Here is a 16979-nt window from a genome sequence, read left to right as displayed (position 1 = left end):
TACCCACAACTTATTATATACAAAATGTCATCATAGGTTTACAGTACATAACGCTATCACTATGAGACTCGATATACTCACCATCAAACTTGTTTTAAAAGTGCAAAATAATAAAAACTCATCTGGGTTAGCAGCACACTGCGCTGGAATAGATAAATAACGATGTCTTACAATGTAAGAAAATCAGCCTCATAAAATAGTGGTACAACCACACATAGGAGCATTATCAATCCGTAATATACACATCGTAAACTCTAGCACAATTCAATACAGATAACTTCAGATACGAGGGAATCTATACATCTATATATCCCATATAGAGCATACTTAATATTTTTAAAAAAATCATAATACATAGATAACATACGAAGAAGAAATTATATGATTTTCCCTATATCCTCTCCTCCTTATATACATAATAATAACACCACTGGTCATATTATGATGTTAGTGATAATCGCTATGACCCCGGGAATAGCGATACAGTATTACTTCTTTGGTTTAGGCACCCTCGTGCAAATATTAATTGCTATAAGTGTAGCCCTAAGTACTGAAGTCATAATTCTCAAAGCCCGGGGTTATCCCATAGTCAAGACTATAAAAGACAACTCAGCACTACTTACCGCCATTATACTAGGTACCAGCATCCCTGCACTCTCCCCTTGGTGGATCACCACAATTGGCACAATGTTTGCCATTATTATTGCTAAACAAGTATACGGTGGTTTAGGCCATAATCCCTTTAATCCAGCTATGGTCGGTTATGTCGTGTTATTAATATCCTTTCCCGTGCAAATGACTAACTGGCTCCCATTTAATGAAATCAAGAACCGTAATCTTACTGCTATGGAAACGCTCCACATTATCATATACCACCATACTCAACCTCGCTTCACTCCTTCCACACTAGATTTAGATATTGATGGAATTAGTCAAGCGACGCCATTAGATTATTTTAAAACCAGCCTACATGAAGGTCAGGCAGTAGAGAAAGTTCTAGCACAACCTATATATAAAAACTACCTAACACACAGTGCTTGTTGGCGATGGGTAAATGCTGGATTTCTGATAGGTGGCATATTTCTATTAATTACGCGTACAATCCGCTGGCATATCCCTGTGGGTTTTCTCGTCTCATTAACCTTTTGTTCAAGTATAGGTTGGTTATATGCTCCGTCTTACCTACTACCACCTACCCTTCACCTATTTTCTGGTGCTACAATGTTAGGTGCATTTTTTATTGCCACTGATCCCGTCACAGCCTCTACTACTAATAATGGTCGCTTGATTTATGCTGTAATAATTGGCCTACTCACATGGTTAATTCGTAGTTATGGGGGTTATCCGGACGGGGTGGCCTTCGGGGTATTACTAGCAAATATCTGTGTACCGCTCATTGATCACTACACGCAACCGCGCGTATATGGACACATAAAAAGGAGCATCTTCTAATGCTAGATGTGATCAAAAAAAACAGCATAACTCTAGCGATCTTTGCTGCGATCACTACAGGTCTCACAGCAATAATTCACGTAGTTACTCAACCAGATATTCAGTTACAAATGACACTTAAACAACAAAACATCTTAAATGAAGTGATCCCACCAATACTATATAATAATAATATACAATCATCGTGTTACAGTGTGTCTAATCCCGCTCTAGGTGATACTGAAAAACACCGTCTCTATGTAGCAAAAAAAGATAATAAACCTATAGCTATAGCCATTGAAACCACAGCACCAGATGGATACGCTGGTAACATTCAGATTATCATTGGTGCTAATTTTGATGGATTAATATACGGAATACGAGTGGTGGAACATCATGAAACCCCGGGGCTAGGCGATAAAATCGAATTGCGTCTGTCTAATTGGGTTAATAGTTTTCAGAATCAAAAAATCATAAGCAGTAATTTAGATGAATTTGCAGTAAAAAAAGATGGCGGACATTTCGATCAATTTACTGGTGCTACTATTACTCCTCGCGCAGTAGTGAACGCAGTAAAGCGTACCGTTCTATATATTCAAACCCTACAAAAAACACTTGCTGCACTCCCCCTCTATAACATGTCTGATAAATAAAAAATACCGATACTAAAAAAAAATATTATTGCAAAAAGTATGAAATGTTGTTGCATAATACCTAAAAATAAAGAATAACCAATTCTAGAAACAGAAATTAAACATAGGAATATGGAATGGACTACTGTGGTACACTGTAAAACCACAGAACAAACATCTATACCGTACCGTATGAAATGGTGCACATATAAAGAAATAAAAACCACCTAAAAGAATTCTATACGACCTTAGTATAAACAATAGACGTGCATGACCCTCACAAGAACGATATCATCAATAACAGCTCAAATAATCTTCTCATGCATGACAGGATATGTCTATGCATCATAATATGATACTTGAAAGGCAATGATATGCAGTATCACACTCTTATTTGCAATCAAAGACTATAAGTACTGTACTAAAAACCTTAAGATTTAATATACAAAAATCTATTGTAAAAAATATACGTCAATAATAGTACCATGCATACCATCATGATATTGGCTCAGATGCTCCATGCACACCATAAAATACCACGCATTATATACACAGTAGTATTGATACCATATCACTCCATTATTTTAAATTTATATCTTGATTATGATAAAAACATAAAAGATATTATTCCGATTGTAGCCCCCACAGTTCCCAAAATTGTTTCCATCAGAGTCCATGTTTGTAATGTCTGACCTTCAGTTGCACCGGTAAAACGACCAAATAACCAAAAACCAGCATCATTCACATGACTACAAATAATTGAACCACCAGAAATACAAATCGATAACGCGGCTAATTGTGCGCCAGAATAATTTAGTGACTCAATCATTGGCATAACAAGACCCACAGTAGTTAAACACGCAACAGTAGCTGATCCCTGAATCACTCGTATTGCGCTCGCCAATATAAAGGAAGTCACGGCCACGGGTAAACCACAGCTTGTTAACATTTGCCCTAACGCCGCACCAATACCAGAATCTACTAACACCTGCTTGAATACACCACTTGCCCCAATGACTAAAAGAATAATCCCCGCAGGCTGCAACGCTGCAGCACAAAGCTGCATAATACGTTCTTTATCTATACCTTGAGGACGAGCAATACCATAAATTGCTACTAAGCAAGAAAATAACATAGAGATAAATGGGTGCCCCATTAATTCTAAAAACCCATATAGACTTGTCCCTGGACCACTAAAAAATACGCCAATAGTTTTTAAGCCAACTAAGATAAGAGGACAGAGAACTAATAGCAGACTCACAGGAAATGATGGAATATTTCTACAATCAAATTGCGGCTCAATGTCTTCAGGAAGCCTTTGAAATTTAATATATTGACTAATAAAACTACCAAAAATTGGACCGGCAATAAGCATACTAGGAATAGCTGCAAATACGCCTAATAAAATCATCCACCCAAGGTCTGCATGCATCTGCAATGCTACCAGCATCGGTGTTGGACCCGGTAAAAGGAAAGCAGATGCTGCCGAGACCCCTGCAAACAAAGGTATCACTAACTTTACTAAATTATTGCCAGTCCGGTGTGCTACTGAAGACACAATAGTAATCAATAACACAACTGCAACCTCAAAAAATAACGGTAGCGCACAAATAAGCCCGGCCATCCCAATGGCATAAGTAGCACGACCTTCACCAAACATCTTTAACATACCGGTGGCTATTTGATTAACCACACCAGTTTCATGCAGTATTTTTCCAAACATTGCTCCAAGCCCAACAACAATAGCAAGAAAACCAAGAGTGCCCCCCATACCCTTTTGCATAATAGAAGCAATATCTTGTAATGGTATACCAGCAATGATAGCTGCAAAGATAGAGACAAGAATTAAGGCTACAAAAGCATGCATGCGTGCTTGTATTACTAAAAACAACAACAAACACACAGAACCTACTGCTGTAATCATCAAGGTTAGAGTATTCATACAACCCCCATAATATTTTTTTTAACTCCTTCGATAACTTTTAAAGTCGCAGTTAAAACATTTTGTAACGGTTGATTAATATCGATAATCCATACATCTTTTTCATCTTCATCGGGGTTTTCTAATATTGTAAACTGCGTTTCTAACATATTAGATTGAAAAAAATGCCCTTTACGTGCTTGTAATCGTGCTTGAATAGTCTCAAAATGACCCTTAAGATAAATAAAAGAAACGTTAGAGTTACCATTTCGTAAAATATTACGATAAGTTTTTTTGAGAGCAGAGCAAACAATCAGTGATAACTCATTAGTACGCTGCATCGCAAATACTGCATCATTAATAGCTTGTAGCCATGGTAGCCGATCATTATCATTTAATGGATGCCCAGAGGACATTTTGGCAATATTGACACGAGGATGTAAAAAATCTCCGTCGAGCAGAGCAGCATTTAACTGGTGTGCCACCGCAGTAGCAACAGTAGATTTACCGCTACCAGACACGCCCATAAATATAAATACACGATGAGGTGGATAAGATCTATTCATCACTTTTACACCATGAAAGATTCACATACAACTGAGGAATATTCTCAACAGGTTTTTGTCTACAATCTAAATAAAAACAAGAAAGTCACCCCATCTTTATTAACCATCAAATACCAAGATTACAGAGGTTTTAAAAACTACACACATGTCTTATAGAGATATTCTGAACATATAAAACTCTGTTATTTAAATAAAAGTAAACAAACAATGTCAGCCAGAACAGTTTCAAAAAAATATATTAATAAATGACACTCGATAAATAATAACAAAACAAAAAAAATAAAAATGCCCTTAGTAGTAATGTATAGTATACATATATGTTACCAATTGCATTGCTCAGTGAATGGAGTATAATAATATATAAATGCTCTTTCTAAAGAGCACATCTCTTATAATTATTATAGTATTATATTATACAATGCGCATTACATAATAATGCACACCCCTCAGAGGGATAGAAATACGTATTAAGAATATGCAAGTACGCTAGTTGTATACATCAAAATATTATCACTATCCAACATTAAGGCACGCCCTTCTAAGGTTTGAGATGATAAAGACTATCATTTACAAAACTCTCGCTATAAGTTATATAAAAGTACTGCGACAGCTTAAGGAGCGCAATCATATTTGATATAGTATTGATTATAAGATTTATTATGGAGCATACGTTCTATGTGCTTCTAAATATCAAGATATTATTAAACTCGCTTACATACGGAGTATAAATTTAAAAAATAAAAAAAGTTTCATGATAATAAATCATCGCTCTAAAGTATGATTGTCATCTGTATTACTACTAATTTCACATAACAGTATCCTCCATAATTACGTACATAAGGATAAAAGATATCATGGCGGTAGTAGGAGATGTGTTATCACCAAAAGTATATATTGGCCATCATCTAAATAATCTACAACTGAATCTTCGCACTTTTACTCTGGTAACAAAGGACGACACTCCAGGAAATTTTTGGATTTTAAATATTGATTCTATCTTTTTCTCTGTAGTATTGGGGTGTATATTTCTGGCTATTTTTCGTATAGTAGCTAAGTCCGCAACTAGTGGTGTGCCAAATACATTACAGACTATGGTAGAACTGGTGATTTCTTTTACAGATCAAAATGTCCGCGACATATATCATGGGAGCAGCAAAATTATAGCTCCGCTCGCTCTAACGATATTTGTGTGGGTCTTCCTTATGAATATGATGGATATACTACCTATTGATTTACTGCCTTACATTGGAGAACATTGCTTCTTAAGCCTTCCAGCATTACGGGTTGTACCTTCTGCCGATGTGAACATCACTTTATCCATGTCGCTCGGGGTTTTTATTTTAATACTTTTTTATAGCATAAAAATAAAAGGTTTCAGGGGATTTAGTAAAGAACTTATGCTGCAACCTTTTAAACATCCGATTTTCATACCCCTTAACCTTCTTCTCGAGGGCGTCAGTCTGTTATCTAAACCCATCTCCCTCGGTCTACGGTTATTTGGAAATATGTATGCAGGCGAGCTAATTTTCATCCTTATTGCCGGTCTTTTACCGTGGTGGTCACAATGGCTGCTAAATGTACCCTGGGCTATTTTTCATATCTTAATTATTTTTCTACAGGCGTTTCTATTTATGGTATTAACTATTGTCTATCTGTCTATGGCATCAGAAGAGCATTAATCTCTCTCAGAAGCTATTCAGCTTATCTTTATTATAGACTTATAAATTATTATAGTAGTTACTTTGTATGCTTAATTCACAAAACGGAGACTTATGATGGAGCATCATAATATAGATCTATTATACATGGCTGCCGCTGTCATGATGGGTTTAGCGGCAATCGGTGCAGCAATTGGTATTGGCATCCTAGGAGGGAAATTTTTAGAAGGCGCAGCTCGTCAGCCGGATCTAGTACCTCTTCTAAGAACACAGTTTTTTGTTGTAATGGGTTTAGTAGATGCAATCCCGATGATTGCTGTGGGATTAGGGTTATATATCATGTTTTCTGTTGCATTATAAGGAAACACTGTTCACAAAATCTGATGCTTGGATACTGTGAACAGTTAGACATCATTGATAAATGCCGCGTCAATGTTTTCCTTAATAAGAAAATTGACTTCATAAGAGATACTGTAATATGAATATTAATGCCACTATACTCGGCCAAGCTATTGCATTTATCCTATTTGTCTGGTTCTGCATGCGCTATGTATGGCCTCCATTAATCGCCGCGATAGAAGCACGTCAAAAAGAAATTGCAGACAGCCTCTCTTTCGCTGAACGTACCAAAAAAGATGTAGAAAATTCAGAATTAGCTGCTAATACTTATCTTAAAAAGGCTAAAAAAGATGCTCACGCTATCATTGATAGAGCTAATAAGCGCTATTTAGAAATTATAGAAGAAGCAAAAGCCATGGCAGAAAAAGAACGTAAAAAAATTATGACTCAGGCAGTCATTCAAATTGCTAATGAGCGCCAACGCGCACAAGAGGATTTACGTAAACACATTGCAATACTGACTATCGCTGGTGCCGAAAAAATAATTTCACGTTCAATAAATCCAGATGATCACAGTGATATTATCAATACGTTAACCTCTTCCTTAGCATCACGAGGTACAGTCTAATGTTTACAGATATCACCATTTCTCGTCCATACTCAAAAGCAGCATTTCAATTTGCTGTGGCGAATAAAGTTGTTTCCAAATGGCAAGAAATGCTCATGTTTGCAGCTGCTGTTTCATTACAAGTACAGATAAAAAGTCTAATTGCAAGACATCTCGCACCGGAAGCTCTATCGGCAAAATTTATACAAATTTGTGGTAATCAACTTGATGTTGCAAGTACAAATTTTATCAAAATCTTAGCCGAAAACAAACGATTATCTATGTTACCGACAATTCTAGCACAGTTTATCAAATTACGCGCCACACACGAGTCAGTCTATGATATTGAAGTTTTATCCTCTGTACCATTAACTCATCAACAACTCATGTCCATCAGAAGTATTATGGAAAAACGTCTAAAATCTAATGTTAGACTACATTGTAAGGTAGACAAATATATCATAGCAGGCGTTATTCTTAAAGCAGATGATATGGTTATTGATGGCAGCGTACGCACACGACTCAACAGGCTTGCCAGCGTCATGCTATCTTAAGGAAAACACAGATATGCAACTAAATGCCACTGAAATTAGCGAACTCATCAAAAAGCGCATTGCTCAGTTTGATATCGTCAATACCCAATATAATCAAGGTACTATTATTTCTGTTAGTGACGGTATTATTCGTATTCACGGATTATCGGATGTCATGCAGGGTGAAATGATTGCCCTACCGAATAACCTTTATGCTCTTGCACTTAACCTAGAACGTGACTCTGTGGGAGCGGTGGTCATGGGTCCATATACAGATCTAACAGAAGGAATGTCCGTGCAGTGTACTGGCCGAATTCTTGAAGTGCCAGTAGGCCGAAATTTACTAGGTCGTGTCGTCAACACCTTAGGCTCCCCGATTGATGGAAAAGGTGAGATACACCATGAGCTCCTAGCACCAATAGAAGTCATTGCACCTGGGGTTGTAGATAGAAAATCTGTTACTCAACCCCTTCAGACAGGTTATAAATCTATTGATGCCATGATTCCCATTGGTCGAGGTCAACGTGAGCTAATTATTGGCGACAGACAAACTGGTAAAACCACCATGGCTATCGATGCAATCATTAATCAAAAAAACTCTGGTATTAAATGCATCTATGTAGCAATTGGACAAAAAGCATCTACTGTGGCCAATGTAGTGCTTAAACTAGAAGAGCATGATGCACTGTCTAATACTATCGTAGTAGTCGCTACTGCATCTGAACCTGCAGTGCTCCAATATCTAGCCCCTTATTCTGGTTGTACAATGGGTGAATACTTCCGTGATCGCGGTGAAGATGCACTAATTGTTTACGATGATCTATCTAAACAAGCCGTAGCTTACCGTCAAGTGTCTCTTCTACTCCGTCGACCACCAGGTCGTGAGGCATTTCCCGGAGATGTTTTCTATCTACATTCTCGATTATTAGAGCGTGCCTCTCGAGTCAATGAGAAATATGTAGAACGTGCCACAAAGGGGCAGGTACAAGGGAAAACAGGTTCACTGACCGTATTACCAATTATTGAAACACAAGCAGGAGATGTCTCGGCATTTGTGCCAACAAATGTTATTTCCATCACTGATGGTCAAATTTTCCTAGAAACTAATCTATTTAATGCTGGTATTCGTCCCGCAGTCAATCCTGGTATCTCTGTATCTCGAGTTGGTAGTGCCGCGCAAACAACCATTATGAAAAAACTATCCAGTGGCATTCGCACTGCATTAGCGCAATATCGTGAACTAGAAGCATTCTCTCAGTTTGCTTCTGATTTAGATGAAACTACTAGAGTACAACTCAGATACGGGCAAAAAGTAACTGAAATACTCAAACAAAAACAGCATACGCCTATGTCTATCGCTCAGCAAAGTCTCATATTATTTGCTGCTGAAAATGGCTTTCTCAGTGATGTAGAACTTGTTAATATTAGACAATTTGAAACCGAACTACTTGATTACGCTCATCATAATTATACAAAACTCTTAACATTAATTAATGAATCAGGTAGTTATAATAACATTATTCAACAGCAGCTCCATCATCTACTGAACGAATTTCAAGCCCAACAATCCTAGTAATCACGTGGATGTATACTACGTTTTACAACATAAAAGATCCGGAATATTACAGAGACACTTATGAGTAGTGAAAAAGGGATACGAAACAAAATTTTTTCTGTACAAAATACGCAGAAAATCACAAAAGCAATGGAAATGGTATCTGCGTCTAAATTAAGAAAATCACAAGACCGTGCAGAAATTAGCAGACCTTATGCAGAAGTTATGCGTAAAGTTATTAATCACATGGCTCTAGGTAATCTAGAATACAGACACCCCTATTTTGATACGCACAAAGCAAAACGTATTGGATATCTGATTGTATCTACTAATCGCGGATTGTGCGGATCTTTAAATGCTCACCTTTTTAAAAAAGTTTTACAAAATATGCATACCTGGTCCAAGGAAGGAGTCAGTAGCGATTTATCTATTATAGGCTCGCAGGGTATCTCGTTCTTTAGAACTATTGGCAGTAACATAGTAGCGCAAGTACATAATATGTGTGATAAACCTGCCTTATCTCATGTGATAGGCTCTGTGCAAGTAATGCTGCAAGCGTATGATGCAAAACATATCAGCAAGCTATACATTGCTAGTAACAAATTTGTAAACACGATCTCCCAATTACCACTAATTGTACAAATTCTACCTATATCGCCAGAATATCACTCCGTAGATTCTACTCTGAAAAATAACTGGGATTATCTATATGAGCCTGATCCGAAAACACTTTTAGATATCATACTACGACGTTATATTGAATCTCAGGTTTACCAAAGTGTTATAGAAAATCTAGCATGTGAACAGGCTGCTCGCATGATGGCCATGAAAACAGCTACTGATAATAGTGGAAACCTCATTACAGAGTTACAGTTAGCGTGTAATAAGGCTCGTCAGGCCGCCATTACTAGAGAATTAACGGAAATTGTCGCAGGCGCCTCTGCAGTGTAATCCCGCATGATCAATGCCATGCCAAAGAAACAAGCCATACAATATTCTCAATCAGAGAGTAGAACGCCACTTGAGTTATAACTATGTGCATAAGCTACATTCCACTAAAACTCTAGCATCATATAACCGTAATTACTTAGATGGAGATACAGGAAATAACAATGACCACTGGAAAGATTACCCAAATAATAGGCGCCGTCATCGACGTTGAATTTCCTCAACATGCCGTTCCAAAGGTATATCATGCACTTGAGGTAACAAATACAAATCATCGCTTAATCTTAGAAGTACAACAGCAAATAGGTGGAGGAATTGTACGTACTATTGCGATGGGTCCTTCTGAAGGTCTAAAACGTGGACTCACGGTACTAGATTTAAAACATCCTATTACAGTTCCAGTGGGTGTGGAGACGCTAGGACGCATGATGAACGTATTAGGTGAACCAATTGACATGAAAGGAGAAATAGGTGAAAAAGAACGTTGGGCAATTCATCGTCCAGCGCCTTCCTACGAAGATCAGTCCAGCTCTCAAGATCTTCTAGAAACTGGCATTAAAGTAATCGACCTTATGTGTCCTTTTGCCAAAGGAGGTAAAATTGGTTTGTTTGGTGGTGCGGGGGTAGGAAAAACTGTCAATATGATGGAACTGATTCGTAATATTGCAGCTGAGCACTCTGGTTTTTCGGTATTTGCAGGCGTAGGTGAACGTACACGTGAAGGTAATGATTTTTACCATGAGATGACTGAATCAAACGTTCTTAATAAAGTATCTTTGGTTTATGGACAAATGAATGAACCACCTGGCAACCGTCTACGCGTTGCATTAACTGGTTTAACTATAGCCGAAAAATTCCGTGATGAAGGCAAAGCGGTGCTCCTCTTTATTGATAATATATATCGTTATACTCTGGCTGGTACAGAAGTGTCTGCGCTTTTGGGTCGTATGCCTTCTGCAGTTGGATACCAACCCACTCTTGCAGAAGAAATGGGTATCCTACAAGAACGCATTACTTCGACAAAAAAAGGTTCTATTACCTCTGTACAGGCTGTGTATGTTCCTGCCGATGACCTATCTGATCCATCTCCAGCCACAACTTTTGCTCACTTAGATGCCACTATAGTACTAAGTCGTCAAATTGCCTCTCTGGGGATTTACCCAGCCGTTGACCCACTAGCCTCAACTAGCCGTCAACTAGATCCAGTGATCGTTGGTCACAATCACTATCAAATAGCGCGAGAGGTGCAATCTGTCCTACAACGTTATCAAGAACTTAAAGATATCATCGCTATTCTTGGTATGGATGAATTATCAGAAGAAGATAAACTCATAGTTACACGAGCACGTAAAGTACAGCGTTTTCTATCCCAACCTTTCTTTGTAGCGGAAGTATTTACTGGATCTTCAGGAAAATATGTGCCGTTATCAGAGACAATTCTTGGTTTTAAGGGGATTATAGAAGGTGAATTTGACTCACTCCCAGAACAAGCTTTCTATATGGTAGGATCTATTCAAGAGGTAATAGAAAAAGCTAAAACACTAGCATAAAATAATTTAATAATATGTTTATAAAATGAAGTAAACACAGTTATAATCTGTCAAGAAAGGTGAATTATTAACTATGACTTTTTATTTAAATGTAGTCAGCGCAGAAATACGAATCTTCTCTGGATTGGTACACAGTATTCAAGTATCAGGAAGCGAAGGAGAGCTTGGTGTCTACCCACATCATACTCCCCTTCTGACTACGATTAAGCCTGGTATGGTATCTATCATACACACAGATAAAAAAAAGGAAATCATATTCCTCTCAGGAGGAATATTAGAAATACAACCATTAGTTGTTAACATCCTAGCAGACACCGCTATTCGCGGTAGTGAATTAGATGAACGCCTGATATTGAAAGCAAAAAATGCAGCTATCGAGCGTTTAAATAAAAAACATGATGAAATAGATTTTGTACTAGCATCATCAGAATTATCTCAAGCACTAGCTAAATTACGTGTAATAAATTTAATGAAAAAAACAGTATAAGTGGTAGTAGGATGTAACATGATGGAGATGAGACATATACATTACAGTATATATGCATCATGTGGAATATGGTATATATCATCTATGAGAAAAAAAGTACTTTATCATTAGTATAGAATATCATTCTTTTTGAATACAAAAACCCTAAACCTGTGATGGTGGACATACCAACTATAAAGAAGTGTTTGAATGTACCCTTGATAATATCCATTCCTCCATCATCATATAGTAATAATTCAGACATCATTCAACCCTATATTAATAGTGATGTATGCTTCAATAAACTAGCCTCTTCTCTTGGTTATATTTTTATATATAATACTCATTAAGAGAGCTATTGTATTCATTAAAATATTATTTTTGATAACTATTTAAGAGGATTTGTTTTCCTGACTATACTATAGCGACATATCAAATACATTGAGTCACTTATACTACCATTAGACATAAGAGGGCGGCGTCTGTGTTGAAAATAAAGATGAAGAAATAGTAGCAGCTATCACGATGACAGTATGTTGGTATCTTCTGTGTAGAATACATACATATAATCAATATTATACGTATCGTTATTTTTAATCATGATGCAACGTTTAGGCAATAATACATACATTAATACTCGTATTTCTTAATAGGTACGTATATCTTTTTTTCCATAGAAAATAATATCTATTACCATTATTGTATAATGCAACTGATTATAAATGCCTCTTTGGCAGAGACATATTGGTGCGCGTTCAATCCCTAAGCTATAGCTCATACATGTTTTTCCCTATAAAAGCACTTGCTTTATAATACCAATATTTAACAAAAAAAACAAATATTATGTCTTGTATACTAAGGAAAGGAAATATAATGCATATACCCTTATAAACCTACCTATAAAATAATTTTATGTGCTATGGTACACATCCTCCTCTCGCATGAGAGGCACCTTTTGTGTATAAAATAAATAAAAATACCACTACTACCTTCTTTCATCACTCTAAGCTTCATAATATATGTATCATCATAAAAAACATGATGCCAACCTTACCATCGGAGAAAATAAAAGCCATGACATAAATGAGAGTCACTAATCCTAAATACAAAAACTCTATTCAAACTATGTACATCGACACTCACTATTATAGAAGTCTTCTTATCATTACTTCGCGCCCTCATTACACAAATCCCATTATACTACACATCTGTTAGACCTCCTTACACAAATAAAGAATGCTTATAGCCAAACCCTACATGGAGAAGTTTTCTGACCATTTCTCATATGTAATAAATTCCACACACATATAGAGCATGCATGGTGCGATTTTTGCACTAATAAAGATCATAGATGTGAAAGATGAAAAGTCTCCCTACATTTTTATTCTTCTCATCACAATATCTTCGGTGGTCATAAATAGAAAATACGTAAATAAGGTTGTGATAACCCCACGAAGTTAACGATGCTCTCATCATATCTCCACATATCCATGTTGGCATACAAAGAAACATTGCTTCCTACTTATTTTCTCTCCAAAAAGAAAATGTACATCAACTAATACAAAAACACTACACATGATACCCGCATGCTAGAATCAGTATCATCCCATGTAGTACAAAATACTTTTTATAACGATATTTTTGTACTTACAGAGAAATAAAAATAAACTTTATTCCTCTAAGGAAAGATAAATATCTTATACAAATCTCACATATCTCAATATAAAGAGATTCCTATTTTAGGGATCATCCTTAAATAATCATCGATATATTTAGAAAAGACTCACAATAAATCGCTCGTTCTGCTCAATAATGCATCTATGATATATTTTAATACACGCTATCAAACGATATGATAACTACAACTTTGTACGTATTTTCTAAGATGATCAGTCATAAATGAGATATACAGTAACAATCTATATGAAAACCATTGCCAATAGTTTATATGTATAGTACCCGCGCTGGTTAGTCTCAAACAATTTCTTCTGCTATCTTCTTGATTTACAATATAAAAATAACGATTGATAATACCAATACCATAAAGTTGTTAACAACCACAGACTATATAATATATCGAGAATAAAAAACGAAAATACTATTGACATGGCATATTAAGAATATGTACTACAAAAACTATATTTTGTATAAAAAGATAGATTAAGTTACACAACTAAAAATTATTGCATCCTACTCAACAGATAACGTGCACTCGATGATACAAGAATAGATAAATTTAAATAGAAGAAGTAAATCGCAGTAAAAAACACTGCTACTAGTGCATCGAATCATGAATGCTCTAATGATAGATATGAAGAAATAATAATTTAGATAATCAACCTGCCATCAAAAATAAGAACATTAGTGATACAAATATTGTCTGATTATTAAATATGATTTAATGTATGATTTTAAAAATAATAAACATATATAAACCAATGAGAGATCCGCCTTGTCATAACAATACAATAGCAAAAATCTAAAATTTAGAAAATACGCAGAATACTATAAAATATATTTATTAGCACAAGCACAAAAGCTACAGTTGAAGGACCATAACCTCATTTTAGCAACAGTGTTAACATTATTCGTGGCACTAAAAAACAGAATTTTGCTATATTACGGATACAGTATGTCAATCGTAAAAGAAAGAGATTTCTCAATAAAAATAATAAGACGCATACCAATAGTATTGGTTTGTAAAAATATACTAAAATCAATAATTATGTACCAGACGATCACCTCTAGCATGAAAAATATTTTTACACGCCTTCACCTAGCGTGCATAAAGAACAGAGTAAACATATGATGCAGAGATATCAAAAAACAGAATATAAATTCTTTATGCTTTATAAGTATCTCGATCTCAGTATAAATAAAATCTCTACTATCTATGATACGACTATAGATGCACTTATTGTCTAGAGATCATATTGAATAACAAACATGCATATCATGATGATAAAACACAAATATATCTAAAGATCAGTCATATATTCAAAAATATGAAAGTTTACTACTAGACATCCACTGCCGCACTATACTCAAAAAACAAAAAATAAAAAATTCCAGCCACGCAAATTTCATCAATGATTTGATATAGGAAGTGATCTAATATGTATAATAGCTTGCATTTTTAGTAGATGTAGAGTAGATACTGAATGAATATATCATATTAATGATAACCATGATCCTACACAAATATAGCGCAAATATCTGAATGCTACATAGTCTATGTACACATTACCATTACATACAACTCAAGTATTAATACTTACTTCTAAAAAATATATTCCAAGTATTATTATTACTATGTACACAGATAATACATAATATCTGATATTATCAACATAAGTCGAAAATATATAATTCAAAAACATAAGACATTCAATAGTTGTAACATGTATCGTAAATAATATAACAGTTCTACTACATACGCTTACAGAATACGCATATTATAAATAAAATCGCTTACATTTTTATACAAATTCCAATATTATTTCTGGTGATAGGTAGAACAACTAATAAAACCTAGTACAGTGATCTAATATCTTCATAGAAAACAAGAGCAATAATAACCCACAAAAAAAAAGAAAAATATATATTTGATATATCCCTTTCTTATCTTAAATGGACAGGGAAGCTGGTGTAAAAACCTCCGATCCGTTATAAAATAAAATATCCATATTATATGTAAGATAATCTATTAGAATATCATTCTACTGCATAGAACATTAACATACCCCGAGAAAACCAAATAATTGTAAATTGATCACTTATGCAGACAGGTAAAGACATCGTTTATAAAAATAATATAATAAAAAAAGATAATAGTCTATATTACTGGGATGTAACCTGAAGACCTCATGATTTTTACCACTGCAATCTATGATGTCATCTTATATTTTTGCCGATATTCAACAAATAATACCTGCTTATCAATATATTCTCATATAAAGCATATATAGATGATAAACTGAATAATAGCATTAGATGAAAGATATACATAAAGTATGAAATGCTATACTCTTCTTTATATATTCTATAATAACAGTCACAGATACGTAAAATACAATATATTAGACATTCTGAATATAATCTAATAAAATTACAATGGATGTAATCCTACACATAATAAAAATGTATTATTATTCAACACTAATCCATGTTTTTGACATATTTTATAACTAGTATCATTGCAAAAATAATAAATGACATCATTGACTATATATCAATAGATAACCTCATCATTACATTTATAATAATCCATAAGACAGAGAGTGAATATACAATGTTTCGTGTCTATATATATAACATTCATTAACGTTGCGTAGTGACATAAAATACGTTCATCACTAGTAATAACTACTCACTATGAATAATACCTATATATTATTTTCACTTTCACACCGTCATAAGGATAGCTCTCATGACACCTAAGATAGATCGCCTACGAAAAAAAATTGATGAACTGGATAAAAAAATAATCCGCTTAATAGCAGAAAGGATAGAACTAGCATCCACTATAGCCGATATAAAAAATCAACAGGGGATACCTCTTTATTCTCCAGAACGTGAAAAACTAATCATCAGTTCATGCCGAAAAGAAATAGAGAACTTAGGAAGAAAAAATATGATGGAAGATATCGTAAACATCATGCGTTATATCATGCAAAAATCATATAATAAAAAGATAAAAAAAGTACACTTGATATTAAATAAAGTATTATAAATCAAAGATAATCTATTATGTTTCACTAGTCTCTAAAATAT

14 protein-coding genes are annotated in these 16979 nt (G+C 35.0%); 11 read left to right on the top strand and 3 right to left on the bottom strand.

The window, feature by feature from the left end; translation table 11 throughout:
* The first annotated feature begins 381 nt into the window (after nucleotides 1-381).
* Nucleotides 382-1452, top strand: a complete 1071-nt coding sequence (rsxD, locus tag ERCILAFE3058_RS00185; RefSeq protein ID WP_157989494.1) for an electron transport complex subunit RsxD — start codon at nucleotides 382-384, stop codon at nucleotides 1450-1452.
* Complete coding sequence (gene rsxG / locus ERCILAFE3058_RS00180; RefSeq protein WP_157989493.1) at nucleotides 1452-2084, top strand: electron transport complex subunit RsxG; 633 nt, start codon at nucleotides 1452-1454, stop codon at nucleotides 2082-2084. The genes rsxD and rsxG overlap by 1 nt, the downstream gene beginning before the upstream one ends.
* Before the next feature lie 580 nt (nucleotides 2085-2664).
* On the opposite strand, the gene gntU is transcribed toward rsxG, so the two are convergent.
* Nucleotides 2665-4005, bottom strand: coding sequence for a gluconate transporter (gene gntU, locus ERCILAFE3058_RS00175; protein WP_157989492.1), 1341 nt, complete (start codon nucleotides 4003-4005; stop codon nucleotides 2665-2667).
* Nucleotides 4002-4550 carry a gluconokinase gene (gene gntK, locus ERCILAFE3058_RS00170; protein WP_157989491.1) on the bottom strand — a complete coding sequence of 183 codons (549 nt, stop codon included), beginning with the start codon at nucleotides 4548-4550 and terminating at the stop codon, nucleotides 4002-4004. The genes gntU and gntK overlap by 4 nt, the downstream gene beginning before the upstream one ends.
* Nucleotides 4551-5404: 854 nt before the next feature.
* On the opposite strand from gntK, the gene atpB reads away from it, so the two are divergent.
* The 8 genes from atpB (at nucleotide 5405) to ERCILAFE3058_RS00130 (ending at nucleotide 12227) form a co-directional block, all read left to right on the top strand.
* On the top strand, nucleotides 5405-6229 hold the full coding sequence (atpB, locus tag ERCILAFE3058_RS00165) for a F0F1 ATP synthase subunit A (protein WP_157989490.1): 825 nt from the start codon (nucleotides 5405-5407) through the stop codon (nucleotides 6227-6229).
* A gap of 96 nt (nucleotides 6230-6325) precedes the next feature.
* Nucleotides 6326-6568, top strand: coding sequence for a F0F1 ATP synthase subunit C (gene atpE / locus ERCILAFE3058_RS00160; protein WP_157988749.1), 243 nt, complete (start codon nucleotides 6326-6328; stop codon nucleotides 6566-6568).
* Between the two features lie 118 nt (nucleotides 6569-6686).
* Entirely contained in the window at nucleotides 6687-7175 is a 489-nt protein-coding gene (atpF, locus tag ERCILAFE3058_RS00155) for a F0F1 ATP synthase subunit B (protein WP_157989489.1), read from the top strand.
* On the top strand, nucleotides 7175-7708 hold the full coding sequence (gene atpH, locus ERCILAFE3058_RS00150; RefSeq protein ID WP_157989488.1) for a F0F1 ATP synthase subunit delta: 534 nt from the start codon (nucleotides 7175-7177) through the stop codon (nucleotides 7706-7708). The genes atpF and atpH overlap by 1 nt, the downstream gene beginning before the upstream one ends.
* Nucleotides 7709-7721: 13 nt before the next feature.
* On the top strand, nucleotides 7722-9260 hold the full coding sequence (gene atpA, locus ERCILAFE3058_RS00145) for a F0F1 ATP synthase subunit alpha (RefSeq protein WP_157990031.1): 1539 nt from the start codon (nucleotides 7722-7724) through the stop codon (nucleotides 9258-9260).
* A gap of 63 nt (nucleotides 9261-9323) precedes the next feature.
* Nucleotides 9324-10193 carry a F0F1 ATP synthase subunit gamma gene (atpG, locus tag ERCILAFE3058_RS00140; RefSeq protein WP_157989487.1) on the top strand — a complete coding sequence of 290 codons (870 nt, stop codon included), beginning with the start codon at nucleotides 9324-9326 and terminating at the stop codon, nucleotides 10191-10193.
* Between the two features lie 161 nt (nucleotides 10194-10354).
* Nucleotides 10355-11740: a F0F1 ATP synthase subunit beta gene (atpD, locus tag ERCILAFE3058_RS00135; RefSeq protein WP_157989486.1), complete on the top strand. Its 1386-nt coding sequence runs from the start codon at nucleotides 10355-10357 to the stop codon at nucleotides 11738-11740.
* Between the two features lie 73 nt (nucleotides 11741-11813).
* A complete protein-coding gene (locus ERCILAFE3058_RS00130) occupies nucleotides 11814-12227 on the top strand; it encodes a F0F1 ATP synthase subunit epsilon (protein WP_157989485.1) in 414 nt (137 codons plus the stop codon).
* A gap of 625 nt (nucleotides 12228-12852) precedes the next feature.
* Here the strand turns inward: ERCILAFE3058_RS00130 and ERCILAFE3058_RS03540 are convergent.
* A complete protein-coding gene (locus ERCILAFE3058_RS03540; RefSeq protein ID WP_269472439.1) occupies nucleotides 12853-12984 on the bottom strand; it encodes a hypothetical protein in 132 nt (43 codons plus the stop codon).
* Nucleotides 12985-16635: 3651 nt separating this feature from the next.
* On the opposite strand from ERCILAFE3058_RS03540, the gene ERCILAFE3058_RS00125 reads away from it, so the two are divergent.
* Nucleotides 16636-16938, top strand: coding sequence for a chorismate mutase (locus ERCILAFE3058_RS00125; RefSeq protein WP_157989484.1), 303 nt, complete (start codon nucleotides 16636-16638; stop codon nucleotides 16936-16938).
* Nucleotides 16939-16979: the final 41 nt, after the last annotated feature.

This window comes from Candidatus Erwinia haradaeae (assembly GCF_900698955.1).
Taxonomy (GTDB): Bacteria; Pseudomonadota; Gammaproteobacteria; order Enterobacterales; family Enterobacteriaceae; genus Erwinia_E; species Erwinia_E haradaeae_G.
The sequence above is the reverse complement of the archived record's forward strand: the minus strand, read 5'-3'. Positions and strand labels throughout refer to the sequence as shown.